This window comes from Bacteroidota bacterium (assembly GCA_016718825.1).
Lineage (GTDB): Bacteria > Bacteroidota > Bacteroidia > J057 > JADKCL01 > JADKCL01.
In genome coordinates, this window is sequence record JADKCL010000005.1 from 181,551 (window position 1) to 207,125 (window position 25,575).

22 protein-coding genes and 1 riboswitch are annotated in these 25,575 nt (G+C 50.8%); of the genes, 13 read left to right on the top strand and 9 right to left on the bottom strand.

The window, feature by feature from the left end:
* The first annotated feature begins 344 nt into the window (after nt 1-344).
* The 8 genes from IPN95_07350 (at nt 345) to arsB (ending at nt 12,826) form a co-directional block, all read left to right on the top strand.
* On the top strand, nt 345-1,091 hold the full coding sequence (locus IPN95_07350) for a hypothetical protein (protein MBK9449219.1): 747 nt from the start codon (nt 345-347) through the stop codon (nt 1,089-1,091).
* Nucleotides 1,048-4,242 (top strand): cell surface protein SprA, encoded by a 3,195-nt coding sequence (gene sprA, locus IPN95_07355; protein MBK9449220.1) that lies wholly within the window; start codon nt 1,048-1,050, stop codon nt 4,240-4,242. Before IPN95_07350 ends, sprA (IPN95_07355) begins: the two co-directional genes overlap by 44 nt.
* A complete protein-coding gene (gene sprA / locus IPN95_07360) occupies nt 4,232-7,786 on the top strand; it encodes a cell surface protein SprA (GenBank protein ID MBK9449221.1) in 3,555 nt (1,184 codons plus the stop codon). The genes sprA (IPN95_07355) and sprA (IPN95_07360) overlap by 11 nt, the downstream gene beginning before the upstream one ends.
* A gap of 258 nt (nt 7,787-8,044) precedes the next feature.
* Entirely contained in the window at nt 8,045-8,425 is a 381-nt protein-coding gene (gcvH, locus tag IPN95_07365) for a glycine cleavage system protein GcvH (GenBank protein MBK9449222.1), read from the top strand.
* Between the two features lie 125 nt (nt 8,426-8,550).
* The gene (locus IPN95_07370) at nt 8,551-10,362 is read left to right on the top strand and encodes a tetratricopeptide repeat protein (protein MBK9449223.1); all 1,812 of its coding nucleotides are present in this window, start codon (nt 8,551-8,553) and stop codon (nt 10,360-10,362) included.
* 251 nt (nt 10,363-10,613) lie between these two features.
* Nucleotides 10,614-10,943, top strand: a complete 330-nt coding sequence (locus IPN95_07375; protein ID MBK9449224.1) for a winged helix-turn-helix transcriptional regulator — start codon at nt 10,614-10,616, stop codon at nt 10,941-10,943.
* 12 nt (nt 10,944-10,955) lie between these two features.
* Nucleotides 10,956-11,723, top strand: coding sequence for a metallophosphoesterase family protein (locus IPN95_07380; GenBank protein MBK9449225.1), 768 nt, complete (start codon nt 10,956-10,958; stop codon nt 11,721-11,723).
* A 38-nt stretch (nt 11,724-11,761) separates the two neighbouring features.
* Complete coding sequence (gene arsB / locus IPN95_07385) at nt 11,762-12,826, top strand: ACR3 family arsenite efflux transporter (protein MBK9449226.1); 1,065 nt, start codon at nt 11,762-11,764, stop codon at nt 12,824-12,826.
* Nucleotides 12,827-12,928: 102 nt separating this feature from the next.
* Here the strand turns inward: arsB and IPN95_07390 are convergent, their stop codons facing one another.
* A complete protein-coding gene (locus IPN95_07390) occupies nt 12,929-13,342 on the bottom strand; it encodes a DUF4783 domain-containing protein (GenBank protein MBK9449227.1) in 414 nt (137 codons plus the stop codon).
* 181 nt (nt 13,343-13,523) lie between these two features.
* Here IPN95_07390 and IPN95_07395 point away from each other — a divergent pair, with 181 nt between their 5' ends.
* The 3 genes from IPN95_07395 to crcB are packed head-to-tail and all read left to right on the top strand — an operon-like array spanning nt 13,524 to nt 16,017.
* Nucleotides 13,524-15,062 carry a 2,3-bisphosphoglycerate-independent phosphoglycerate mutase gene (locus IPN95_07395; protein ID MBK9449228.1) on the top strand — a complete coding sequence of 513 codons (1,539 nt, stop codon included), beginning with the start codon at nt 13,524-13,526 and terminating at the stop codon, nt 15,060-15,062.
* The gene (locus IPN95_07400) at nt 15,059-15,646 is read left to right on the top strand and encodes a hypothetical protein (GenBank protein MBK9449229.1); all 588 of its coding nucleotides are present in this window, start codon (nt 15,059-15,061) and stop codon (nt 15,644-15,646) included. Before IPN95_07395 ends, IPN95_07400 begins: the two co-directional genes overlap by 4 nt.
* Nucleotides 15,643-16,017 carry a fluoride efflux transporter CrcB gene (crcB, locus tag IPN95_07405; protein ID MBK9449230.1) on the top strand — a complete coding sequence of 125 codons (375 nt, stop codon included), beginning with the start codon at nt 15,643-15,645 and terminating at the stop codon, nt 16,015-16,017. Before IPN95_07400 ends, crcB begins: the two co-directional genes overlap by 4 nt.
* Before the next feature lie 65 nt (nt 16,018-16,082).
* Here the strand turns inward: crcB and IPN95_07410 are convergent, their stop codons facing one another.
* The 5 genes from IPN95_07410 to IPN95_07430 all read right to left on the bottom strand — a co-directional run bounded on the left by IPN95_07410 (nt 16,083) and on the right by IPN95_07430 (nt 22,506).
* Nucleotides 16,083-17,174 (bottom strand): hypothetical protein, encoded by a 1,092-nt coding sequence (locus IPN95_07410; protein ID MBK9449231.1) that lies wholly within the window; start codon nt 17,172-17,174, stop codon nt 16,083-16,085.
* A complete protein-coding gene (locus IPN95_07415) occupies nt 17,161-19,251 on the bottom strand; it encodes a TonB-dependent receptor (protein ID MBK9449232.1) in 2,091 nt (696 codons plus the stop codon). Before IPN95_07415 ends, IPN95_07410 begins: the two co-directional genes overlap by 14 nt.
* The gene (locus tag IPN95_07420) at nt 19,248-19,550 is read right to left on the bottom strand and encodes a T9SS type A sorting domain-containing protein (protein MBK9449233.1); all 303 of its coding nucleotides are present in this window, start codon (nt 19,548-19,550) and stop codon (nt 19,248-19,250) included. The genes IPN95_07415 and IPN95_07420 overlap by 4 nt, the downstream gene beginning before the upstream one ends.
* Before the next feature lie 201 nt (nt 19,551-19,751).
* The gene (locus IPN95_07425; GenBank protein ID MBK9449234.1) at nt 19,752-21,230 is read right to left on the bottom strand and encodes an SUMF1/EgtB/PvdO family nonheme iron enzyme; all 1,479 of its coding nucleotides are present in this window, start codon (nt 21,228-21,230) and stop codon (nt 19,752-19,754) included.
* Between the two features lie 4 nt (nt 21,231-21,234).
* A complete protein-coding gene (locus tag IPN95_07430) occupies nt 21,235-22,506 on the bottom strand; it encodes a T9SS type A sorting domain-containing protein (protein ID MBK9449235.1) in 1,272 nt (423 codons plus the stop codon).
* 91 nt (nt 22,507-22,597) lie between these two features.
* Nucleotides 22,598-22,805, bottom strand: a riboswitch (cobalamin riboswitch).
* A 164-nt stretch (nt 22,806-22,969) separates the two neighbouring features.
* Here IPN95_07430 and IPN95_07435 point away from each other — a divergent pair.
* A complete protein-coding gene (locus IPN95_07435; GenBank protein MBK9449236.1) occupies nt 22,970-23,476 on the top strand; it encodes a TlpA family protein disulfide reductase in 507 nt (168 codons plus the stop codon).
* Nucleotides 23,463-24,098 carry a thioredoxin family protein gene (locus tag IPN95_07440; GenBank protein ID MBK9449237.1) on the top strand — a complete coding sequence of 212 codons (636 nt, stop codon included), beginning with the start codon at nt 23,463-23,465 and terminating at the stop codon, nt 24,096-24,098. Before IPN95_07435 ends, IPN95_07440 begins: the two co-directional genes overlap by 14 nt.
* Nucleotides 24,099-24,202: 104 nt before the next feature.
* Here IPN95_07440 and IPN95_07445 read toward each other — a convergent pair whose 3' ends face one another.
* From IPN95_07445 to IPN95_07455, 3 genes are all read right to left on the bottom strand, one after another.
* Nucleotides 24,203-24,412, bottom strand: coding sequence for a hypothetical protein (locus tag IPN95_07445; GenBank protein ID MBK9449238.1), 210 nt, complete (start codon nt 24,410-24,412; stop codon nt 24,203-24,205).
* Nucleotides 24,413-24,478: 66 nt separating this feature from the next.
* Nucleotides 24,479-24,976, bottom strand: coding sequence for a hypothetical protein (locus IPN95_07450; protein ID MBK9449239.1), 498 nt, complete (start codon nt 24,974-24,976; stop codon nt 24,479-24,481).
* A gap of 90 nt (nt 24,977-25,066) precedes the next feature.
* Complete coding sequence (locus IPN95_07455; GenBank protein ID MBK9449240.1) at nt 25,067-25,573, bottom strand: hypothetical protein; 507 nt, start codon at nt 25,571-25,573, stop codon at nt 25,067-25,069.
* Between the last annotated feature and the right edge of the window lie 2 nt (nt 25,574-25,575).

Consider the following 25,575-nt stretch of genomic DNA (forward strand, 5'->3'; position numbering starts at 1 on the left):
AAGCTAGGTGACCGAAAAATCAAAAAATGGGAGAATGTATAAACGGGCCGTTTCGGAGGACGAACTGGCAGGTTGATTTATCCAACGGGCATTTTCGTAGGACGAAGCGGCAGGTGGTGGGGGCAAAGGTTGCGATTGAGGGTGGTTCTCGCTACACGGTATCAATTTTTGCACTGGACAGGCAGAATCTTTTTTCTATATTTGTGGTGTGCTTATCGGTAATAGCACATTTTGATAGAAGCTGAAAAATACTGGCGTTTAGCCTATGATCTGAAACTTTACCTAGAACTTTCGTATTTGACTTGTTAGTTCGATTGGCTTTATCGTAAAGTTGAGGTAGTATTTTGTCCAGAATCAAGACCATAGTATTTTCTCTTGCGAGTCTCGTGACGTTGTTGGTGGCGACACAAGCTGGCATGAAGGGATCCACGCCGACGCGATACATCGACTTCAGCTGTCCGCCGGAAGATTGGGTAAATGACCTGCTGTACAACGTCATGCCGGTGGATACACCTCCGCCGGTGAATGCGCCAGGTCCGGGTGACCCGACCACGCGCCCGCCAGACAATCCATTTTCCACGGGAACTCCCGGCAATATCGAAACCGTGTTCCAACTCGACGAGGAAGGCACCGGCTACTACGTCTATGAGCGGATGGGCGGCATCAACGTGCGTCCACCTTCGCACATCACCATGCGCCAATACCTCGACTGGCGCAAGAAAAATACGGTACGCGATCACTGGAAAGAACGCAGCAACGGCAACAACGTTATTAGCTCTAACAATCCTCTCGACTTTAAGTTTGCAACCAATTCGGATGCATTAAAGGACATTTTTGGCGGCGGAAGCGTGGAAATCCGTCCCAATGGTACGGCCCTGCTCGACATCGGCGGCGAATTCAACCGCAGTCAGAATCCCTCGCTGCCAATCCGTCAGCAGCGCACCGGCAACCTGCGATTTGACCAGCAAATCCAGCTCAACGTCGTGGGAAAAATCGGTGAGAAACTGCGTCTGAATGCCAACTGGGACACGCAGGCGACATTCGACTTTGAAAATCAGATCAAACCTCGAGTACACCGGCACCCCCAATGAGATTTTGCAAAAGATCGAAGCCGGTAACGTGAGCCTTCCGTTGAATGGCTCCCTGATCAGCGGTGGGCAAAACCTGTTTGGCATCAAGACCGCGATGAAATTCGGTCCATTGATGGTCACGACAGTTGCTTCGCAGCAAAAGGGTAAAACCCAAGCCGTGACCGCCACCGGCGGCGCCCAAGTCACCGAATTCCGCAAGCGTGGCGACGAATATGACTACAACCGCCACTTTTTCCTCGGTCACTACTTCCGCTCCCGCTACGAATACGCCCTCAAAGGCCGTCCAAATATCAATTCGCCGATTACCATCACGCGGATCGAGGTCTGGATTACCAACAACAACAGCTCAAGTACCGTCGACAACCGCAACGGCGTGGGCTTTGTGGACTTGGGTGAATCTGAAATTGCCCCCTACGGCAGTTTCCCCAACCAAAAAGGCCGCATCTGGAACCAAAGCCTGATCGATTATTCGAGTTACCCGGGCAATGGTGCCAACAATCTTTATCAGCAAATCAATTCCGATGCCCGCTATTTTGAAAAGGCGACGGTCGACACCGCCTTGGTCAACAATCTGGGCTTGCAAAACGGAAATGACTTCCTCAAGGTCGAAAACATGCGCAAGCTCAATCCCAATGAATACACATTCCATCCGCAGTTGGGATTTGTGAGCTTGAACAGTGCCTTGCAACAGAATCAAGTTTTGTTTGTCGCCTACGAATACCGCTTGGGTTCGCAGGTCTATCAAGTGGGTGACTTTACCCAGGATCCGGGCAAGCAGGCCAATGACCTGAACAGCAACGTGCTCTTTTTGAAAATGTTGAAGCCTGACAAGGTGCAACCGCGTTCCAACAACCTGCCGTTCCCGACCTGGGACCTGATGATGAAAAACATCTACAGCATCGGCGGTTACGGTCTTTCGGCAGACAATTTCCGGTTGGACATTATTTATGATTCACGGAGTCAGGCCGGTGACATCGGTTATTTGCCGACCGGTGCGGTCAAAAATATCCCGCTGATTCAGGTTTTTGGCTTGGACACCCTCCAAAACAACAACCAATCTGGTCCAGACAACTTTTTTGACTACATCGACCGCATCACGATCATTCCTGACAAGGGCATGATCATCTTCCCCGAATTGGAGCCTTTTGGTGATCACTTGCGGGCCAAATTGCGTAACGTGGCCGAAGACGTGGACAAGTATGTCTTTGATACCTTGTATTCGGGAACACAACAGGACGCTATCAACTATGCGACCGACAAAAACCGCTACTTTTTGAAAGGGTCCTATCAAGGAAGCCGTGGTTCCGAAATTTCCTTGAACTCGATCAACGTCGCACCGGGGTCCGTCAAGGTGACGGCAAACGGCATCACGCTCCAGGAAGGCATTGACTATCAGGTCGATTACACCATTGGTAAGGTGATGATTCTGAACCAGGGCGTGTTGACTTCGGGCCAAGAATTGAAGGTGACCTTCGAAACGAATTCCCTTTTTGGGATCGATACCAAAACGATGGTGGGTTCTCGTTTTGACCTGACGTTGAGCAAGGATTTCCAGTTGGGTGGTACGATTCTGCACATGAATGAAAAGCCGCTCACCAACAAAATCATCATTGGTGACGAGCCGACGGCCAATACCATCTGGGGTCTGGACGGAATCTTCCGGAGAGACAGCAAGTTCCTGACGAAAATGGTGGACAAGTTGCCGTTTTTGCAGACAAATGAAATTTCGACGATTCAGGCACAGGGCGAATTTGCCCAATTGATTCCTGGTCACCCGCGCGCGATCGAAGTCAATGGCGAAAAGGGAATTGCCTATTTGGATGACTTTGAAAGTGCCAAAACAACGTTTGATTTGATGGGCTTCCGGGCATGGTCATTGGCCTCCTTCCCAGGCAATAACGGCAACAACAACATGTTTACGCCCGGCCCGGGATGGAATGCTGCCTTGAGCGAAGGCTTCAACCGTGGCCGACTTGCATGGTATTCGATTGACCCGAGCTTTTACTATGGCAGTACCGACGAGGAGTTTCCTGAATCGGATTTGAGCAATCATTATACGCGTCAGGTAACTCCTAATGAGGTGTTCCCCAACCAAACGCGTATCACAGGCGACAACTTGCTGCGCACCTTTGATTTGCACTACATCCCCAATCAGCGGGGTATGTACAACTATGAAGCGGATCCCAATGTGCTGAACGCCGACGGTACTTTCCAAAATCCGGAAGAAATGTGGGCAGGTATTCAGCGGCGTACGAGCGGCAATACGGACTTTGAAGCTGCCAACTTTGAATTCATCGAATTCTGGATGATGGACCCCTTCATCAATGAACCCAACAATGGTGGGCAATTGCTGTTGGACTTGGGTGCGATCAGCGAAGATGTCTTGCGCGACAATGTGAGAAATTTCGAAAACGGCTTACCGGGCGATCCCAATGACATCAACACCGTGGACACTTCGGCTTGGGGAATGTATCCGCTGACGACGCCACCGACAACATCGTTTAGCAATGAGCCTGATGAGCGTCCCAATCAGGACGTAGGTCTTGACGGCTTGAGCAATACCAAGGAAGTCGACTTTTTCAATGGTTACCTAGATGCCTTAAATATTGCCTTCCCTGGCACGCCGCAGATTGTGCAGCAGGCCACAGCCGACCCGAGCGGTGACGACTACAAATATTTCCGTGGAACCGATCTCAGCGGGCAGGGAATCCTGCAGCGTTACCTCCCTTTTAATGGCCATGAGGGAAATACGCCACTGAATTCGACGCAGAATGGTTACAGTACACAAGGTTCTCCCACGCCCGATACGGAAGATTTGAACCAAAACAGCACCTTGAATACGGGAGAACGGTATTGGGAATACAAAATGAACCTTACCCCCGGCGACATGGTGGTGGGTAAAAACTACATCGTGGACATTATTCCAGCGGAGGTTAATCTCATCAACAATACTACCGATACGGTGCGTTGGTATCAATTCCGCGTTCCGCTCAATTCTGGCAAAGCCATCGGCGATATCGCTGACTTCAAAGCCATTGAATTCATCCGGATGTACATGAATGGTTGGAGCAAGGAGGCTGTGATTCGTTTTGCAAGATTCCAACTGGTGAGCACCACCTTGGAGAACTGCCCGCGACTATATGGGTCCTGAAACCGATACGCTCCTTCCTGACCCGCAGCCCGGTTCCTTCTTCAACATCGGTACGGTCAACATCGAGGAAAATGCCAACCGGCAGCCATTCCCTTATGTTTTGCCTCCCGGAATCTTGAGGCAACAGCAGATTGCAAGTACGCAGCCCGGTTTGCTGCAAAATGAGCAATCATTGGTGATGAAAACCTGCGGACTCACCGACGGCGATGGCCGTGGCGCTTTCAAGCTCGTGAATTACGACATGCGCTCTTACCAACGCCTTAAAATGTGGGTGCATGCAGAGAATGTGCCCGGTTCGGCGCAGGAGTTTCAGGATGGTGAATTGCGGGCCTTTATTCGATTGGGGTCTGATATTCAAAACAACTACTACGAATACGAAATCCCCCTAAAGCCCTCAGACCCGGGGGCGGCAGACTCCTTGGGGATATGGGCCAATCAATTTGATGTGGTACTGGCGGATTTGGCGATCGCCAAGGCGGAGCGAAATCAACAAAACTTCCCGGTCATCAACCGATTCCGATACGACTTGCAAGATCCCAATCGACCGGGGCACCGTGTCTACGTGGTGGGTACGCCCAAAACTTCCGATGTAAAGGCGATGATGGTGGGCATTCGAAATGAAGCCGATGGGAAAGGTCCGATTTGTGCAGAGGTCTGGGTGAATGAATTGCGTTTGGTGGACTTTGACGAATCCACAGGTTGGGCTGCCAATGCAAGGGCGACGATCAAATTGGCGGACTTTGCAAATATCAGCCTTTCGGGAAGCATCAAAACTCCTGGGTTTGGTGCCTTGGAGCAGAAGATCAACAACCGCAGTCGCGAAACGACCAAGAGTATTGACGTGGCGGGCAACTTCAACATGGGCAAGTTTTTCCCGAAAAACTGGGGCCTTCAGTTGCCATTGTACCTGAGCTATGGCGAACGGGTGATCGATCCGAAGTTCAACCCGTTGGAGGCCGATGTGCAGATGGTCAATTACCTTGCAGAGCAGGAGCAGGAGGACCGAGATTCGATCCTCTATTCGTTGCAAGATCGAAGGGTGAACCGAAGCATCTCGCTCAACAACATCCGCAAGGTGCGTGTGCAGCAACCTGGCAACAGCAAGAATCCGCCGAAGACGCACCTTTGGGACGTGGAGAATTTGACGCTCAGTCTCTCTTACAATGAGACTTTTATGAGCAACTACACAACGCTCTCACGCATCCAAAAGAATCACAAGGCTGCATTGGGCTATGCTTACAATTTTGATTCGAAGCCGATTGAGCCCTTTAAAAACGCGAAGCACAAGAACCCGATCACGCTGTTCAACTTCAATCCATTGCCCAAAACGATCGGGTTTAACATTGCCCTGGACAGGCAATACGAGGAGAATCAGATTCGACAGTCGTCATCATTTGCTCCCATTGCGCCGACGTTTATGAAGCGGTTCATGATTACCCGCAACTACAACCTGCGTTGGGACTTGACCAAAAGTTTGAGCTTCAACTACGCTGCCGCAAATTCGGGTAGGGTCGACGAACCTGTGGGTCGTATTACTGAGACTAACCGCGACTCATTGTACAACAACATCTTGAATTTTGGAGCTGAGCAGGATTCTTTCGGAAGGGACAGCCTTGGAAGGGATAAGTTCATGAACTTTGGCCGCAACATGAATTTCAGCCAACAAGTTGGCTTGAATTACATTTTGCCATTCGACAAGTTCAAGCCGACAAGCTGGATCAATGCAACCGTGGGTTACCAAGGCAGCTACAACTGGCTTTCCGCCCCGGACAATAACCTGAGCTTGGGCAACATGATCAACAACAGTTCGGCGATCACCGCCAACTCGCGCTTGAACCTGGAGCAGCTGTATGGCAAGGTCAAGTTCATGAAGAAGATTCTGGACGAGCAAAACAAAGGTCCAGGCGGCACGCCGGAGAAGCCTGGCGGACCAAAGGCCGATGTCAAGCCAAAGCCGAAGGTTCCGTTAACCGAGGAGCAACTTGCAGCGGAGGCTGACAGCATCGCGAAGGCACAGAAATTTGCGGTGCTCAAGAAGATCGGCAGTCAGTTCATGCGCCTTGTGATGTGCGTGCGCAACGTGGACGTGAACTATACCACGAATGCCGCAACCTCGATCGCGGGCTGGATGCCAAGTAGCGACAATTTCGGGATGGACTACAAGTTCCAATACTTGACCGTCGACAGCTCGCAGACAATTGCCAACAATCGTTGGGCACCCGGTTTGCCGTTTGTCGTGGGATGGCAACCGGAAGTTTGGCGCGCATCGCAAGTCGGCAATCCGGCCATGCTCGACAACTTCGTGCAGAATGGCTGGATCTCCAACAATTCCACCCTGTCGACGCCGTTTACACAGACGTGGTCGCAGCAACTCACCGGTCGTACGTCCATCACCTTGCTCAAGGACTTCAAAATCGACCTCAACGTGACCAAAAACAATTCGGTGAATGCTTCCGAACTGTTTCACTACGATGACACGCTGTTCCAGCACGTACACGACAACCGTCTGAGCACGGGCCAATATTCGGTTTCTTACATCTTCCTGGGTACTGCCTTTGAATCGAATGTGGACTTGAGCAAGACGTATTTGGAATTGCAGAATGTATCCCGCGGGGTGGTTTCGCAGCGTTTGGCGACGGAAAATCAATTTTACGGCGACTTTTTGTCGCGTTCCGGTACCACGCCGAGTTTGGTCGACGGCCAATACACGCAAGGCTATTACCGAAATTCGCAGGAGGTGCTGATTCCGAGTTTCTTGGCGGCTTACGGAATTGGCAAGGCAGATAAAATCGGTCTGTCTGCTTTCCCGGCGATTCCGCTTCCCAACTGGAACGTGAACTATACCGGATTGGGCAAATTGCCTTCGATGAAGAAGCACTTTACGTCGATCGCCATCAAGCATGCGTACCGCGGCACTTACACCGTCGGGGGCTACACGACCAACTCACGCTTCACGGGCGACGATCTGAGCGGCTTCACCAGCAACTTCTTCGGAGTCGCGGTGGTTCCGGGTTCACCATCTGATTCGATTTACAATATTCAGAGTCAGTATGTGATTCCACAAGTTGCTTTCAACGAGTCATTTGCACCGCTAGCGGGGATCAACCTGAATTTCAAGAATGGTTTGACGGCCGGTTTGGACTTGAAGATGAACCGCAACGTTTCGATGAGCTTGGGCAACCAACAACTCACGGAAACCCGTTCCAAGGACTTCAGCCTTTCCGTGAGCTATCGCAAAGACAAGTTGGAAAAGACACTGAATCTTTTCGGACGCACCATCAACTTGAAGAATGCCTTGAATTCGAGGTTGGAGGTTTCGTTGCGCGACAGCAAAACCCGCAACCGCAAGCTTGACTTCGAAGGGAACAGCGACTTCACAGCAGGTAACTTCATGTTGATCGTGAAGCCAAGTATCGACTACGTGATCAATCAGAAACTCAACGTGCGCTTCTACATCGAGCACACGCGCAACCGCCCGGCGATTTCTACGAGCTTCCCGAGCAGCTATACTGCGGTGGGCTTTCAGGTGAGGTTTACTTTGTAAGTTCAGAGTTCAGGGTGTTTTGGTCATTGGTAGCGAAGCATCTGTAAGTTCGGTAGCAAATGTTACTGACCATCGCTGCGGTGTCCAGTGCATCCAGGCGATATGTCGTTGATTTTGAGCTCCAAAGAAGCACTTTCAATTCCCCAAGCGGCTACGCAACCGTACTTTTCACTATTCACTTTTCACTATTCACTTTTTCTCGTGGCTTTTTTGCGGAAAAAAATATAGCTTCGCTCCCTGAAATTAATACCTGAAACGATGAGTTATCCAGCCGATTTGCTTTACACCAAGGACCACGAATGGGTTCGTATTTCCGGAGAAATTGCTACCGTAGGCATCACTGATTTTGCCCAAGGCGAATTGGGTGATATCGTGTATGTCGAAGTAGAAACGTTGGGCGAATCCTTGGAGGAGCATGATCTCTTTGGCACGATTGAGGCGGTGAAGACCGTTTCAGACCTGTTTATGCCGATTGGCGGCGAGGTTGTCGAAGTGAACAGTGCGCTGAACGATACCCCCGAGGTTGTCAACAGCGATCCTTATGGTGACGGCTGGATGATCAAGGTGAGAATTGCCGAAGGCGCATCCCGTGACTCGCTCATGAACGCCACTGACTACAAGAAGATGATCGGAGCCTGAGGCCAGAATCTCGGTTACGACTTCATTTTTCGAGGTCTTCGTGTCGTTGGTGCATGGAGACCTCGAATTTTTTTCTTTCCCATACCTCTCGGGGCCATTTCTGCGTATAGCAATTAAAATCGAGCATGAGACGGTGGTTATTGGTTTTTGTGGGCTTTTTGTTCCCGCTGTGGATGTTGGCCCAGACGGGCGAACCAGAGCTGGCTGACAAGTATTATCTGTCCGCAGAGTACGAAAATGCGCTGCAACTCTACGAAAAGCTGCAAAAAAAGGAGCCAGAAAACCGAACCTATAACCTGCGCATCGCAGATTGCATGCAAAAGCTCGGTCAATATGCCGATGCCGTTTCATTTTTGGACAAAACCGCCCGCCGCAACCCGACCGATCATTATTACCCGTTTGTGCTTGCAGATGCCTATCGTCTTCAAGGCGAATTCAAAAAGGCCGAAAGCACGGAAGGTGAAGTGATTTCCAAACGCCTTCAGTCCGAAGCCGATTTTATGGACGTCGGATCTTGGTTGGTCGATTTGGGGAAGAATGAACTGGCCTTGCGCGTGTACTTGCAGGGGCGCAAGACCCTCCGCAGCAAATATGTCTTCGGTGCTGAAATTGGCCATCTCTATAAATTGCTGGGTGAATACGAATTGGCCACACAGGAATATTTGGAGCAGTATTATCTGAATCCCTCGTTTGTCAATACCATCAAAACCAATATTCTCACGTTGGTCAACGACAAGTCCAAAGACATCGTCGAAAAGGTATTGCTCGACGCGGTGGGCAAAAGCGCCAAAGATGTCGGGCTACGCTCGATGGTTTTTGATTTTTATGTGTTGAGTGGCAACTTCTACGAAGCCTTGGTGCAATGCAAAAGCATCGACAAGGTCAACAACGAAGACGGCGGCCGGGTATTCCAATACGCCTTGACCCTCCGCAACAACAAGGAATACAAAATGAGCAACAAGGCCCTCGACTATGTGATCGAGAGCCATGAAGGTTCGCCGTATTACATGCGCGCTTTTCAGGAAAAGGCTGTCAATGGCGAAATGCAAGCATTTGAGGCACTCCCCGTCGACACGGTTGGCATTCGTGAAGCCGTCACCGCCTACGACGACCTGTTTGCCAAGTTTGGCCGCCGCCCCGTATTTTACGATGCGATGTACCGCAAGGCAAAGTTGCTGGCTTTTTACCTCTTTGAATTGGACCCGGCGCTCAAAGAATTGGACTTGGCGACGCAACAGCAATTGAAGCCGCAGGAGTTGGCACAAGTGAATTTGCTCACGGGCGATGTCCTGCTCATGAAAAAGGAATACGCACAAGCCAAGTTCAAGTACAACGAAGTGGCCGAGGCTTGGAAGGAAGGCCAAATTGGAGCCGAAGCCAAGTACAAACAAGGTCGTCTCAGCTATTTCAAAGGCGACTTTGAATACAGCAAGGCGCGTCTTCAGACGATCAAGGACAATACGAGCAATGACATCAGCAACGATGCGATTCAACTGTTTTTGCTGATCCAGGACAACGTCGGCTTGGATACGACCACGTATCCCTTGGGTCGTTTTGCGCAGGCGCAGTTGATGGTGTATCAGCGCGACTTCACCCCGGCTTTGGAACTGCTGGACAGCATTGCATTCGCCTTCCCAAGCAACAGCCTCGCCGACGAAATCATTTGGGAAAAGGCCAATATTTACCTGCAGCAAAATCAAGTGGACAAGGCCTTGACCTTCCTCGACAAGATCGTTGCAGATTTTCCAACCGATATCTACGGCGACGATGCCTTGTACACCAAGGCAAAGATTTTCGATTATACCTTGAAGGACAAAGCAAAAGCAATGTCGCTCTACATTGACTTCTTGAAAACCTATACGGGCAGCATGTATATCGTCGAGGTGCGCAAGCGCATCCGCGAGTTGCGTGAACTGAAAGAGACCAACCGGATTTGAGGAAGCCTTGGCCTCCGGCCAAAGGCTGATCGACAGCAAGCCTCCGGCTGTATTACGTGAATCTTCATTTGTATGGAATAACCTATTTGCTTGGTTCAAAGGCAGATGGGAGCTACATGTTCCTGAGGATTTCTGCGCATACAATCTTCTTTCTGAGAATATTCGCTTGAATTTCATGGCCTAATGCTGGTGCAAGTTTTTGTTTCTCTCTTTTATGCCGTATGTTTACGGCATACATATAGGAAAGAGACATGTTTGCCAAAACCGCCGCATTTGACATCGACTTACAGGAGATCGCGCTGTATGCCAAGCTCCTATCGCATCCTGCACGGGTAGCGATCGTGAAGCTCCTCGCCGAGCGGCAATCTTGCATTTCGGGCGACATCGCCAACGAATTGCCCCTCAGCCGCGCAACGGTTTCCCAACACCTGCAAGAGCTCAAACAAGCAGGTCTCATCAAAGGCGAAATCAATGGCCTGAATGTCAATTATTGTCTCGACACCCAGAAATGGGCAGAGGTCAAGGCAAAATTCGAAGGGCTTTTTCTCGCAACCACACAGTGTTTTGATTGCAACTGCTAAGCTTCGATTCTCATGAAAATTGCACTTTTTAGCGATGTTCACGCCAATTTGCCCGCTTTGGAGGCCGTGTTGCTCGACATCGACAGCCGTCATCCCGATGCGATCTATTGCCTGGGTGACCTCGTAGGGTACGCTACTTTCCCCAACGAGGTGGTAGACCTGATTCGCCACCGCAAGATTCCCACGATCGCCGGCAATTACGACGAAGGTGTCGGAAACAATTCGTCGGATTGCGGCTGCGCCTACAAAACCGACCTAGACCGCGCCAACGGCGCTTTGTCGATCGGCTACACCAACCTCGAAATCGGCATCACCCACCGAGAATTCCTGCGCAACTTGCCCAGGCATTTTGCCCTCGACTTTGAATTCAACGACGAACGTTTCCGACTTTTGCTCGTGCATGGCAGCCCGCGCAAAATCAACGAATACCTCTTTGAAGACCGGGAAGAAAAGAGCCTGCACCGCATCATGGAGGAAGCAGGGGCTGACATTTTGGCCTTTGGGCATACCCACAAACCCTACCACCGTGTGCTGCCCAATCCCGGGCAAGATAGCCTCCGTCATGCGATCAACATCGGCTCAGTCGGCAAACCCAAGGATGGTGACGTGCGTGCCTGCTACGTGATGCTCGACATTCAGCCGAATACTTCCATGCGGCTGTCAGACAGCATCAAAGTGGAATTCATCCGCGTTGCCTACGACATTGAGCGCACGGCCACGGCCATCGAACGCAGCCCTTTGCCCGACATTTTTGCGGAAATGTTGCGCAAGGCATTCTGAGATTTTCCGAAGAACACGCTTTTGATTCGACCCTAAAAATGACTGAAAACGCACTTCCGACACCCAAGCGCTTGTCTTTTCTCGACCGTTATTTGACGCTTTGGATCTTTCTTGCCATGCTGATCGGCGTCGGGATCGGCTATTTTGTTCCGGGCACACAGGATTTTATCAACCAATTCCAGTCGGGCACGACCAATTATCCTTTAGCGATCGGATTGATCTTGATGATGTTTCCGCCGTTGGCAAAGGTCAAGTTTGAGCAACTGCCCAAGGTCTTCAAAAGCGGCAAGCTGCTGTTTTTATCTTTGTTCCTGACATGGGTGGTGGGACCGCTGCTGATGTTTTTGCTGGCATGGTTGCTGCTGCCGGACAAACCCGAATATTTCACTGGCTTGATGATGATTGGCATCGTGCCTTGCATCGCGATGGTCATTGTGTGGAGCGACATTGCCCTGGGCGACCGCGAATATGTCGCCGGACTTGTGGCCATCAACAGCATTTTCCAGATCCTGTTTTACAGCTTCTACGCTTATATTTTCGTGACCGTGCTGCCCAAGGCGATTGGAATGCCCGGTTCGCGGGTCGATGTCACAATTGCCCAAGTCGCCGAAAGTGTGCTGATCTACCTCGGAATTCCATTTTTGATGGGCATCACCACGCGGTTCGTGCTGGTAAAAGCCAAAGGAATGGCTTGGTATGAAAATGAATTCCTGCCACGTATCGGTCCGATTACCTTGGTGGCTTTATTGCTGACGATTGTGTTGATGTTCAGCCTCAAGGGCAAGATGATAGTGGACATTCCCTTGGATGTATTGCGGATTGCACTGCCCTTGACGCTCTATTTTGTGATCATGTTTTTTGCGGCATTCTTTGCGGCAAAGAAACTCGGTGGTAGCTATCCAAAATGTACTTCGCTCGCTTTTACTGCAGCCGGCAATAACTTCGAATTGGGAATCGCAGTGTCGATCGCCGTATTTGGGATCGAATCCAAGGAGGCATTTGCTTGCGTGGTCGGTCCGCTGATCGAGGTTCCTGTTTTGATTTTGTTGGTGAATGTCGCCTTGAAACAAATGCGGCGCTTTGCACCTGCGGATCGAATCTGATTGCGCTGACTTACTCAACAGCCGAAAATGCTCCGTTATGTCTCAAAAGAAAGAAGCCGTCCAATTTCTGGACGGCTCCTCCTATATTTCTATACACCTTGATTATTCGGCTTCAAAACGCAACTGCGTGACTTTATAGACACCGCCGACATTCTTGAGGAAGATGTTGGTGTCATAGGTGCCGCCTCCACTCACAAATGTACCTGTCGCGTAGTTGGTCGCACCTGAATTGCCTTTGTGGATCACAGCAAATGATTTTGGGGCATTTTTAGAGAAGAACTCCTTCAAAACAAAGGATGCCTGCTGCGAAGAATACGCTTGGTCTGAACCGGGGAGGGTTAGCTCGACGGGAGACTGAAAAAAGGCAGTCAGCGCATCTGAATTTCCCGCTTGAATTGCAGCCGCAATTTTGCTAAAAGCCTCATCAGGAGTGCTTTGTGCTTTTGCGCGTTGTGTTCCAGCCACTACAAAAAGCAAAGCGATCAAAAATGCGAGCAGTGTTTTCAGAGTTTTCATAATGCTTCAATGGGTACACATTCCATGCCAAATGTTTCACCAAGAAAAGAAATTTAAAGGAAGAATGCGAATGTGGGACACATTGGAATCAGTATTTGACCCTTTGCCTTGAACACTTTGGAAGGACGAAGAGTTTCCCTTTCTGATCCTGCAAGGTCAGGTTTTCTTTTAAATTTGCAACATGAGCCAAAAAGTAGTCCTCGTGATCATGGACGGTTGGGGTATTGCCCGCGACCCCAAGGTCAGCGCCATAGAAGCAGCACAAACCCCATTCTACGACGAATCCTTGCGCATTCGCCCGCATGCACGCTTGTATGCAAGCGAGCAACAAGTGGGTTTGCCCGCAGGGCAAATGGGGAACAGTGAAGTCGGGCATACCAATATTGGTGCTGGAAGGGTTGTTTATCAAGACCTTGTGCGCATCGGCTTGGCAATCGAATCAGGCGAGTTTGCTGCGAATAAGGAATTCAAAGGGTTGGTTGATTACTGCCGCGACAATCAAAAGCCGCTCCATCTGATGGGCTTGTTGAGCGATGGTGGCGTGCATTCGCACATCGATCATCTCAAGGGCATTTTGGAGATCCTGTCCAAGGAACCCAATTTGCCGCCTGTTTACTTGCACATGTTTATGGACGGCCGCGACACGGACCCCAATGGCGGGCGTGGCTACATCCAAGATCTAGAGGCGACAATGGCAAAAACGGGCATTGGTCGCATCGCTTCCGTGGTCGGACGCTATTATGCGATGGACCGCAACAAGGCTTGGGAACGCACGAAAATTGCCTTTGACCTGATTCGATTTGGTCAAGGTGCAGGGTTCCATTCGGCCATGGAAGCCATCGATGCCAATTACGCTGCCGGCGTCACCGATGAATTTATCGAACCCGCGACCATCGTCAAGAATGGAACGCCGATTGGTTTGTTGCACAAAGATCACGGTGTCCTTTTCTTCAATTTTCGCACGGATCGCGGCCGGCAGCTCACGACAGCGCTGACGCAACAGGAGTTCCCCGAACTTGGGATGCGTCCCAATACGTTTCATTATTGCACGCTTACGCGCTATGATGATACCTACAAAGGCATCCACGTATTGTTTGAAAAGGACAATGTGCAAATGGGTCTCGGCGAAACCTTGGCCAAACATGGCAAGCAACAAATTCGCATTGCTGAAACTGAGAAATATCCGCACGTGACTTTTTTCTTCAATGGCGGCAGGGAAGAGCCATTTGTGGGAGAATCCCGGATTCTCTGCCCATCGCCGAAGGTCGCCACCTATGACCTTCAGCCGGAAATGAGTGCTGCCGAGATTCGCGACAAGATCATCCCTGAATTGCAAAAGGGCGATGTTGATTTTGTCTGCCTGAACTTTGCCAACCCCGATATGGTTGGCCATACGGGCGTGTTTGCCGCAGCTGTGAAAGCTTGCGAAACCGTGGATGCCTGCACCAAGGCAGTCGTTGAGGCTGCCACTGCAAATGGCTATCATGTCTTGGTTACGGCCGACCATGGCAACGTCGATTGCATGATGAACCCCGATGGAAGTCCGCATACTGCCCATACAACGGCCTTGGTTCCATTGATATTGCATGCACCAAAGGGTTTTGACAAAGTATACAAGTTGAAGGACGGCAAACTAGGCGACTTGGCTCCGACCATTTTGCATCTGATGGGCCTGCCGATTCCTGCCGAAATGACCGGTGAAATCCTTGTGATCGAATGAAGCAAGTCTTTGGGATTTTGCTGTTTCTGACGCTGACAGCGGTCGTCTGCAAGGCCCAAGACGGTGCGTTTTACAAAGCGCTGTTTTGGAAGCAATTGTCGGCTACCTGCCGACCGGGACTGCGTTGGGAAAAATCCGTCACGGAGTTTGATGATGCTGGAAGTCCCAAGACGGAAACCAAGGTTTTTGAACTCGATTGTTTGCATGGCGTTGCCACTGCTGGAGAAACAAAAATTGGCTTGAATCCCGAGGAATTCGGGCATCTGTTTGAATACATGTTTGACAATCCTTACCATTCGGAAAATTTGAATGTGGATCGAAAGGGCCAATCTGTCCACGCAATTGCCCATACCAAAGAGGACGCCAAGCTTCGCTTGCAGAGCTTTGAGCTCGATGCAGGCACTGGTGTTTTGCGTAAAGCGGAGGCGCATATCGTCAAGGAAAGCCCATTGTATGACTTGGATGTGAGGATCATTGTACATTTTGACGAACAAGGCCATTACATGGACCATCTCATCGAAACCATCACCGATGTTTTGATGGGGGGCGCACTCCATACGAGGATCCAAGCTCGAATGCTATGATGGAATGGCTCGCAGTCTTCCTAGGTGGTGGAATGGGTTCCCTTGCACGACTTGGGATGGGCAAATGGCTGGGAACGACTGCCGCAGGTTTTCCATTGGCGACTTTTCTCACCAACATCGTTGCCTGCCTGATTTTGGGATTCGTCGCCGGATTTGTTTCGAATAAGTTTCAGATTCACCCCGTGCTTCGCATCGGCATCACGGCGGGATTTTGCGGCGGATTCAGCACCTTTTCGACGTTCAGTCTGGAGTCTGTCGGACTCTGGGAAAGCGGAAAACTTGCTTTGATGGCCGTTTATGTGGTTGCATCGGTTGCTGTCTGCTTTCTGGGAATCGGAATCGGGCAATGGCTGGGAAGGCAGTTTGCCTAGAGCAAGCCTGCAATTCCCATGAAAGACAGCCTTAATCGAGGCTGGGTTTCCTTCAAAGTATTCTCTCAAGGCAAAAAGGCAAATTCACCGGGGATGATGCCGGATGGAAAGCTGGCAAGCGGCGTCGAAGATCCGGTTGTATAGCGATACACCACGCCACGTCGCTGATAATCAAGGGCGTCACCTGCGTAGATCAAGTCCGTAAGCGGATCCACCGCCAAGCCGTACCACGTATGACTACCCTGCGGAATCCAAGCTTGCGTCGGTAAGCTCCCGTCCGTGATTGCCATCTGAAAGATGCCTCCGTTCAGGAAAAAGAGTTGATTCCCCGCAATGTTGATGCAGAGTTTGCTCGGTGCTTGGGTTGCTGACGAAAATGGGAAAACGGCTTCCAGATTCAGCGAGTCGGGATTCAACCGGACCAACTGCGGGACGGCCTGTCCCAAGGCATTGCCGCAAAGCACCCAAAGTTTGCCGTTTTGGTCCTGAACGAGGCTGTTGGGCTCCCGTCCAACATAGACGCTGTCGGTCAAAGTGAGCGTGCTCGGATCGATCACCAGCAATTTGTCCGTTCCGGTTTGCGTGACAAACACGCGGTTGCCGACCATTAACATTTCTTCCGTCCAACCGCCTGTCGCGATCGTGCCTTCTACATTGCATCCCACAAGATTGACCACCGAAATCGACTTGGAATAAAGATCGCTCACCAGGGCCTTGTTGTTGCCAATCGGCAACAAATACCTTGGCGATTGCAGTCCTGTGATGGTGCAACTGCTTTTCAGGCTGGGCAAATCCACGACTTCGATCTTCCCCGAATTGTTGACGACGATGTAAGCACGGTTGCCGACGATGGTAACACTCTGCGCGACATCGCCCAACGGCCGCGCATTCTCCAGTTCAAAAATATCCTCCCGAAGCGAATCGTCCGTCAGTCGGATGAAACCCAGGCTTGCATTCCCACCTTGGAAATTCCCTTCGTTGACCACCAAAACACCATCTGCATAGTCAAAAGGAACCTCGGGCTCAGGCTTGTCCTTGCAACCAAGGAATGTGGTAGTTGCCAAGAGAAACAGCAGGGCCCACCTCGCTATTTCCAAAGACTGGAACACGCGGGGATTAGCTTCGCTGATTGCTGCGCCGATCTTACGAGTCTCCATTTTCCATTTTCCATTCTCCATTTTCAATTCCCCCCCGTTGCTTCCAAAGATCGACATCCAGTCGCAAAAAGTAGGATCTTCCGGGCATCGGCCGCCATGCCACGGTCTGAAACTGGGCATTCCACAGGTTGCGGACACCTGCTTGCAGATGGAAATGCTTGAACAGATGCGGGTTCATCTGGACTTTTTCTTTGGTTGGCGAACGATATTCCTGTAATTCCACGGCTTTCCCGAGGCGGCAACCCACACTCACGTCTGCAGTGCTGAATCCCGGGATGAAATCGCTGTTGTCGGCCGTGGTGTACCGGCGGCTATTCCAATCCTGGAAATATTGCAGGCTCCAGCGTGCCCATTGCAAGCCGAGGCGAAACGTCGCATTGTGCCTTGGCGTGTAAATCAATAAATCTCCGTCTTGGTTCCGGCTGTCGTTGAAGTTGTAATTCACCGAAATGTCGTGGTACATCCACGGGTAAATGTTTTGGAAAGGACCTTTCCAATGGAAATTGGCCTCGATTCCGCGCGCCTGCACATGCTGCACATTCTCCGGTGACCAGATATTTCCATTGCCCGGAAGCCAAAGAATCCAATCGTCGACCTCATTCCAATAGCCGCCGAGTGAATATTCCAGAATGCCGTTTTCTGTCCATGGTAGCCAACGTAGGATCGAAAATTCTCCAGACAAACTTTGCTCCGGTCGCAGATCGGGATTGCCGCCCGGCACCCAATAGCGGTCATTGAGCGTGGGATAGCGGTAATTGCGGGAAATGCTGCCCGATAACCGCGTTTTGTTGCCAAAACTGCAGCCCAACAATCCCAGCAAGGGCGACAGGCGTTGATTGTAAAGCTCTTCCCGCAAGACCAGACCGATTTTGGAGGTCTTCTTTTTACCCAACGTCAATTCGCCATGGGCGAATGTTGACCAGAGATTTTGTTGCGCTGCCAATGTGAAGCCATCGCTACGCGCCTGATCATGTACAAATCGCAAACCTGCATTTTGAAACTTGAAGGCGGGTTCACCGCCGGAATGGCGTACATATTGACTTTCGGCAATGAACCGGTCAAAGGAGGATGGCGCCAAAATTCCGGCCGTAGGGTTGCGGTAAGTGAGCGATTCCCGAAAATAGGCAACATTCGTTTGAATGTAGGCCTGCGGAATGTACTTGCGCCAGCGCAGCATCGCACGAACCGCGCGGTCGCTTTGCGATTCCCGCGTATTGCCCGAAAGCATGGTCGGCGGCAATTCCCGTTCAGATGCAAAGGTCCAGACCTTGAGGTTGAAATCATTGCGTTTGACAAAGCCTTGAATTTCCTGCATTCCACCCAACTGCCGGATTGCAGCATTTTCGAGGCGCTGAACGGGTTCGCCAGCCTGCCCTGTATTCACAAAAGGGAAGTCGTTGCGGCCGGAGTTCCAGTACAGCTTGGTGCTGCTACTGAAGCGTTTGCCCGCGAATTGCAAGCCTAGATTCGAAGAAAGATTCCGAAAGGAGGAAACTTGCTGCGAATAGGAAATCAAAGCCGGCTTGAAGTACTGTACCTGCGGTGCTGACCCTAGCAGGATGGCCCCTCCGAGTCCGCCGGAGCCCTGCACCAAGGAATTGCCGCCGTAGCGTGCCTCGACATGGTTAAACAATCCACCACCGCTGAGCGCAAAATCCTGCTGCCCCAGCATCGGCGAATTCAGCGGCAAGCCTTCCCAATAGATTTGCGTATGACCCGCACCCGTTCCCCGCATCGTCGGACTCGAAAGTCCGCCAGGAGCGTAGCGTTTCAGGCTCAGCGAAGGCATTTCACGTAGGATATCGGCGACACTTCCCATTTTTCCATTTGCTTGGGTAAGCGAATCAGAAATCCAGTAGTGAGCGCCTGTCACTGAATTTTGCGGCCCCCAATGCGTGCGAATGATGACAGCCTCCAAGGGACTTGTCAGATAAGTGCTTTCAATGTCTGGGGTGTCTGATTCCTCCGTTGAAAAGACCGCATCCGGCTTGGAACGCATCGAATCCACCTGCGCATTCGAAGGAAGTGACCCCAAAAGGCAGCAAATCAATCCGAGAATTCGTAGCCAGCTACTCATTTTCGCTGTACCACGATTTTTCGTTTTTCGGCAAACCCATCCACCCGGATTTCCAGCACATAGACGCCTGCAGCAAGATTTTCAGTGGGCATTTCGATGATGACGGACTCGTCCAGGTTCCATTGCTCGGATTGCCAGACCAAGTTGCCGCCGACATCGTGCGTCAAAATTTCAAGTTTGCTCCGAATGCCTTGCACGGCAATGAAAACGATATCGCCAGAAGAAACCAAATTTGGAAACACCGTCAGCGAATCGAATTCAGTAATGTCCCAAGCAACACTCACCAAGGTGCTTCCCATTTCATAGCCATCGCCATTCCCGCCCCGATAAGGCGCCTGGGAGAAAACGGCTTGGGAGGAGGCAAGGAAGAATCAGAAAACCAAAAGCGAATTTCAACAGGCCCGAAAAAAGGCAGCGACCGAAACCCAGCACTTGGTGTCTTGGTGCCTTGGTGGCCAACGCAAGCGCTCGACCTGTTTCCTCAGACTGTTTCCTTGCACTCATCTCGCTCCTCTCCCTCCTGCAGTATTTCTCCGGACATCCGATGCCCAATCAATGTAAAACCGATCCGAAACCGCCAAATCACGAAATCCGGGGATAATCCCGCTGTTCCAAGCCCCGCCTTTGAATCCAACCCCCTCCGGGCCAGGCCAATCGTTGACATTGGCTTCGCCAGTGGGGCTGATGGTTCCGTCGCCCAGCCCGCCTTGGAAATTGAGTCCGGTTGTGCGCGCACTCACGCAAAGCTCCCAGAGGTTGCCGCTCAATTCCATGTGGCCATAAAATCCTGCGCCAGCCTGCAGGCGGTCGCTCGCGGAGTTTGCTCCAAAGCCGCAACGTAGCGGGCCTTGCGGGCCGTTGTAACCGTGGCTGCCCAGGCCCGCATTGAAGGTTGCTGAATCAGATACCCCTTCGGCAGGCGAACCATCATTTAAAACAGCGTTGGCATCGACAATTTCGGGAGTACCCCAAGCAAATTCGCCGGATTCAGGTGCGAGATTGCCCCGGCAAGCCTTTTCATATTCCAATTCGGTGATGGGCCGCAGGGCCGCCCAATCGAGGTAGGCTGCCAAGTCTGGCCAACTGAGCCAGTTACAGGCCCGGTTTTGACCGTCTTGATCACCATTGTTGGCGCCCCCGTCGAGGTTGCATGCGTACCGCGCCGTGGATTCACCCGGGTGCCCGTGCGCTGCGAGTACGACCGCGCTGCGGTTCGCATTCACGCCTGCGAGCGCGAGCGTGCCTGTGGCCCCTTCCGGATCCGAAGCCGTCCTCGCCTTCTGTTGTTCAAACGTGAGTGTATTCAGAAAGTCAACGTATTGCGCCTGACTCAATTCATATTTCATCAGGTAAAAACCCGCAAATCCCTTGGGATAGGCAGACGGAATCGTAGCGGCAGGTGCTTTTCCGCCATCTGCGCCCAGTGCATCGGAAGGAATGGCATTCTCGGAGGTCAAAAAATAAGGTTGACCATTTGCGGAGTCATGGAGGGCAAAGTTGCTGCTCCCGTCGCCGACCCAAAACGGGCTTTCAGGAACAAAAGCCATTTCGATACCGAAGACTTGTATTTCATAAATTCCGGGGCTGAGTTTCTCTTCGAAAGCCAGGTTCAAGGAGACAGAAGTTAGATTGCCTGCGCCATTGCCGACATTCCGGACCATGATGCCTTCGCCATTTTGGGCTGTTTCCAAGGAAAGTAAGCCTGGATTGCCGCAGAAATGTGCGGCAGGGGTGGTGGAGAAGCGCAGATGCTGCCATTCGCCGAGGGCGGGTTTGATTTTGGCAAAAAGCCAGACCGCATCGTGGTTGCCCGTTCCGTTGGGGAGGTTCCACCCATTGTCCCAGGAAATGGTGGTTTGCAGCGAGGTACGGTCGCACGAGACTGTTCCAAATCGCAAGTTATTGGAAAAGACCGCGTTGTTGACGAGGACGAATCCCAGGCAAAACAATACTCTCCAAATTTGACCCCAAATTTTCATCAGCCTATTTTGGAGTCTTGATCACCTTGAGCGTCAATGCTTCAGCGCGCGTTCTCAGGGTGAGAATATATGCTCCCGCGGCAAGGTGAGGAAGTTCAATCTTCAAGAATTCGTTTCCTGCGACCTTGGTGGTGTAAATGAGTTTTCCAGCGAGATCGTGGATCGTCACCTGTTGTGCAGGACTTTTCACGTGGCGTAAATCGACGATCAATTCGTCAGCGAAAGGCTGCGGATAAGCCTTGATAAAATTGGCGTTGTTGCGAGGTTGGTTTCCGACGGTCATGTTGTAATCTACTGCCAAGGCAACGGGAGAAACGCCGGTTTCGACAGAATCCAGCCTTGTTCCGTTGTAGTCAAATTGAATCAGCCAGCCATATGTCTCCAAATCGGAACGCGAAAGGTAAAAGCGGTTGTTGACGGAGTCCAGGACCATGGCGGTCCAAGTGCCCGGCACCACCACCGGATCTGTCAATTGCCCTGATGCCAAATCAAATCCGCCGACATTGCCTCCGAAATTGGCGTAAAGCTTACCGTTGTCAATGCCGGCACCTTGGGAAAGCGGCATGTTGACTTTGTGGTGCGTAAATGTGCCATTGGCGATGTCGTATTGAGAGATCCATCCCCATAGCGGATTGTTGAATTTCACAATGTTGGTGGAGACAACCTTTCCTTCGTGAACGTAAAGCCTGTCGATGAATTTCCCCATGGTGTCCATGTCCATGACGCGGTGCAGGGCTGCGCCACGCATGTCTACCACCGCCAGATTTCCTGTAGTATTCACAAAAGACACCGGATTGGCAACATAGCCGGTGTCACCGACGACGACCACGCCATTGCAATTGCCACCAATCGTCGGCACCCCAAAGCACGGCCCCAAATTGGCAGCGTACCGCACTTCGAAATGATCGCCAATTGCGCCGACGCCCTTGGAAACAAGGACTTTGTCTTCCCAAACGGCAACACGGCGCACCCCTTTGATCACGGCAGACGCCTCACGCTGATAAGTATCGAGGTTGTACCGGATGAGCATGCTGTCTGCACAGACATACGCATCCCTTCCCCAGATAAAGACGCTTTGCACAGATCCTGCTTCAATAGAATCGAAAACGGAATAGTTCCCCGTGCCCAGATTCCAAGCCGCCATATGCACAAGGTTGGAGTCCCCGCCAATGCCGCCATTTGCCACAATCACCTGTGACGGCGCTTGTGCAAGCACCACATGGGCACTCCCAATCAGCAGACTAAGAAGCAAGGATAATTTTAGAGCGGCCTTCATAGCAAATCAACAATTTTCCAATAACCAAGGCGGTAGATTGGCTGCGGAGGCATACCCGAAGGTGGCTCCACGGCTCTTCTCCCGAAAGCAATGAACCTTAAATTGCGGTGGCAGGTCTTCTGACTTCCCTGGTTCGGAACCTTCCCTTCCGCAAGCGGAAAGTGGCGTTTTCTCCGAATTGCCGCATTCCACGATTGCGACAGGGTTACAGCAGCGGGGACTGCTCCAGATTTACACTGGATTCCCTATTAAAGCGGTCAACAATCATGCAAACCGCTACCACAGCAGCACAAAGATAGACCTCTAAATGAAAATTGACAATCAATTATAGACAAACCTGACCCCGATTGGTGCTTTCAAGTGCCTTGAAGGACAGACGGTTTGGCATTCCTCTTGGAGGGAGAATATTAATTTTGGTTGGGAATGTTTAACTTTATCTGGAACTTCTGGTTGTTTGCTGTAGATGAAGAATGCAATTGTCGTCCTGTTTTGCTGTGTTGCTTTGGCAACCAACGTTCGTGCACAACGTCCTGAGAGCATTCGTTTCAGTGATTTTGAGGCATTGACGCAGGTAGACAATGACACCCTTTATGTATTGAATTTCTGGAGTACCTGGTGTCGGCCTTGCGTCGCGGAAATGCCTTATTTTGACCGTGCACAGCGGGAATTGGAGTCTCAAAAGGTGAAAGTGATCTTTTTGAGCTTGGATTTCAAGGCACAATTCGAATCCCATTTGGTTCCATTCCTCGCCAAGAAGAATTTGTATTCCAAGGTGTTGTTTTTGGATGAACCCAAATTTGACGGCTACATCGACAAGGTCGATCCGAAATGGTCGGGTTCGATTCCGGCCACGCTGTTTGTCCAGCATTCGAAGGGGATTCGGCAATTTCATGAAGGAGACTATACCTACGAAGATCTGATTACTACTATCAATTCGCTTTTATCGACAAAGGAAAATGAAAAAAACTAGCATTGTTTTGATGGCGTTGGCATTGTTCACGCTACTGAATTTCACAGCAAAAGCCCAAGTGGATGCTGATTTGGTCGGCAAGGAAGCTCCGGCATTTTCGTTGAAAAACATCGACGGAAAAACCGTTTCCCTCGACAAATTCCCGAATGCCAAAGGCATGATTGTGATTTTTACCTGCAATCATTGCCCTTATTCGGTGCTTTATGAGGATCGGATCATCGCTTTGGACGCCAAGTACAAGGCGGCAGGCTACCCCGTCGTAGCCATTAACCCCAACGATATCAAGCAGTATCCTGACGACAGCCCTGCCAACATGAAGAAGCGTGCCAAGGCAAAAGGATTCACTTTCCCTTATCTTTTTGATGAAACACAAGCTTCTGCCAAAGCCTATGGAGCGACCCGCACCCCGCATGTGTATTTGCTGCAAAATGAAAATGGCAAGTTTATCGTGCGTTATGTAGGCGCGATCGACGACAATGCACAGGATGCAACGGCAGTCGGTACCAAGTATTTGGAGGAGGCTATCGCCAAATTGGAATCAGGTCAGTCCCCTGAGCCGCAGTTTACCAAGGCAATTGGTTGCGGCATCAAATGGAAAAAGGACGCAGCTGCGACCAATTAATCACCGAGAATTCGCCGGAAACGGCAAAAGAAAAAGCACCAATGCACGATTTGCCTCAGGCGGTCGTGCATTGGTGCTTTTAGCTGAGATGACTCAGCAAGGAATTATTTCCTGTTGGGGACGACTTTGGGCGCAGACATCTGCGGCTTGGTGTTCCCATAAACACCTTTGTATTTTGGGCGGTGAACAATCGTCACGCTCCTGTCACCTGCGTTGGTGCGGCGCACGCGCATGTAGCCTCTTCCGCAGCCCGTTGCCAACATCAGTGAAGCAACCATTACGAAGGCCATGCCATATCCAATAAACTTCTGCATTTCTTTTGCTTTTGGACGAAGATAAAGATTTCTCTGCAAATACTACAAATTCGGGGAATGCTCAGCTCACTTCTTCTCAAAGCGTGCAAAGAGGAATTCGCCCTTCAATTCACCTAGGAGGATTGTGAAAACCTTGGTTTTCATCTTCTCATCTGTGAATTCAATATCCCAATAAAAGTACCTTTCGTTCACTGCATTGACGATCCGGAAGTTGGTCGCATTCCAGATCACCGTCTTTTCCAGGATGTGATGGATGTAATTGACGGTATTTTCCAGATCGAGGCGCTCATAACTGTCTTGCATGTTCACTTTGACTTTCATGGTGCGGTTCGGTTCGCGTCCCGCATACAAGGACATCCGGCCAAAGGATTCATAATTGCGTGCTTGGGCATATTTGAGCGCCTTTTCGACCGCGAGCTTGGTCCCGGCTTCTGCTTTTTCCTTGGCTGTCAAGGGTTGTTCATTGGCACCAACGCCGACGACCTGAGCGCCGGCAATCTGGAAAAATGCCGCGAACAACACAATTGGGAACAAAATCGCCAGTTTTCTCATCTTGTTTTGCATTCTCTGAGAGATTCAGGGAATGAAGTTATAAAAACTATGCCAGAATCAACTCAATCGCTTAATTGTTCCTGGAATATTCCGGTTTGGACTTTAATCAATGTCTCCCAAAAGGTATTGAGTACCAATTTTCAGGAATGCGAAGACCTTCTCGTCATTTTCCCCGTCTTGATAGTGCAGGGCTACTTTCCAGATCAACCATTCTCCTTCCCGTTCTTTCTCAGTCGCAAATTCCAAGTATTCATGTGCCTGTAGTCCAGTGACCAACACTTGCAGCTTCGCGCATTCTTTTTCCGCAGCAAGCTGCTCTTCAGGAATTTCATAACGCAGGCCGCGGTGCCAGGCATCGTTTCCATCTCCCTCTCGGTAAACAAGTAGCGGAGCCATGCCGTTGCAGTCTCCGAGTCTTGCTTTTTGCAAAATCGAATCCAAGGCTGCTTTGACAGGCTCGCCATCGGCAGACGTGGTGTTGCTCTCGATTGCAGAATCTTGTGCTACGATGGTTTTTGCAGCCTCAGCCGGTTTGGGCTGTGGTGATGGTTTGCAGGCGAATCCAAATGCACTCAGCAGCAAGATGCCCAAGACGTACCGTAGTTTCATGC

Coding starts and splice junctions, on each gene's coding strand:
- sprA (MBK9449221.1), top strand. CDS start 4,232: ATGGGTCCTGAAACCGATACGCTCCTTCCTGACCCGCAGCCCGGTTCC.
- gcvH (MBK9449222.1), top strand. CDS start 8,045: ATGAGTTATCCAGCCGATTTGCTTTACACCAAGGACCACGAATGGGTT.
- IPN95_07370 (MBK9449223.1), top strand. CDS start 8,551: ATGAGACGGTGGTTATTGGTTTTTGTGGGCTTTTTGTTCCCGCTGTGG.
- IPN95_07375 (MBK9449224.1), top strand. CDS start 10,614: ATGTTTGCCAAAACCGCCGCATTTGACATCGACTTACAGGAGATCGCG.
- IPN95_07380 (MBK9449225.1), top strand. CDS start 10,956: ATGAAAATTGCACTTTTTAGCGATGTTCACGCCAATTTGCCCGCTTTG.
- arsB (MBK9449226.1), top strand. CDS start 11,762: ATGACTGAAAACGCACTTCCGACACCCAAGCGCTTGTCTTTTCTCGAC.
- IPN95_07390 (MBK9449227.1), bottom strand. CDS start 13,342: ATGAAAACTCTGAAAACACTGCTCGCATTTTTGATCGCTTTGCTTTTT.
- IPN95_07395 (MBK9449228.1), top strand. CDS start 13,524: ATGAGCCAAAAAGTAGTCCTCGTGATCATGGACGGTTGGGGTATTGCC.
- IPN95_07400 (MBK9449229.1), top strand. CDS start 15,059: ATGAAGCAAGTCTTTGGGATTTTGCTGTTTCTGACGCTGACAGCGGTC.
- crcB (MBK9449230.1), top strand. CDS start 15,643: ATGATGGAATGGCTCGCAGTCTTCCTAGGTGGTGGAATGGGTTCCCTT.
- IPN95_07410 (MBK9449231.1), bottom strand. CDS start 17,174: ATGGAGACTCGTAAGATCGGCGCAGCAATCAGCGAAGCTAATCCCCGC.
- IPN95_07415 (MBK9449232.1), bottom strand. CDS start 19,251: ATGAGTAGCTGGCTACGAATTCTCGGATTGATTTGCTGCCTTTTGGGG.
- IPN95_07420 (MBK9449233.1), bottom strand. CDS start 19,550: ATGGGAAGCACCTTGGTGAGTGTTGCTTGGGACATTACTGAATTCGAT.
- IPN95_07425 (MBK9449234.1), bottom strand. CDS start 21,230: ATGAAAATTTGGGGTCAAATTTGGAGAGTATTGTTTTGCCTGGGATTC.
- IPN95_07430 (MBK9449235.1), bottom strand. CDS start 22,506: ATGAAGGCCGCTCTAAAATTATCCTTGCTTCTTAGTCTGCTGATTGGG.
- IPN95_07435 (MBK9449236.1), top strand. CDS start 22,970: ATGAAGAATGCAATTGTCGTCCTGTTTTGCTGTGTTGCTTTGGCAACC.
- IPN95_07440 (MBK9449237.1), top strand. CDS start 23,463: ATGAAAAAAACTAGCATTGTTTTGATGGCGTTGGCATTGTTCACGCTA.
- IPN95_07445 (MBK9449238.1), bottom strand. CDS start 24,412: ATGCAGAAGTTTATTGGATATGGCATGGCCTTCGTAATGGTTGCTTCA.
- IPN95_07450 (MBK9449239.1), bottom strand. CDS start 24,976: ATGCAAAACAAGATGAGAAAACTGGCGATTTTGTTCCCAATTGTGTTG.
- IPN95_07455 (MBK9449240.1), bottom strand. CDS start 25,573: ATGAAACTACGGTACGTCTTGGGCATCTTGCTGCTGAGTGCATTTGGA.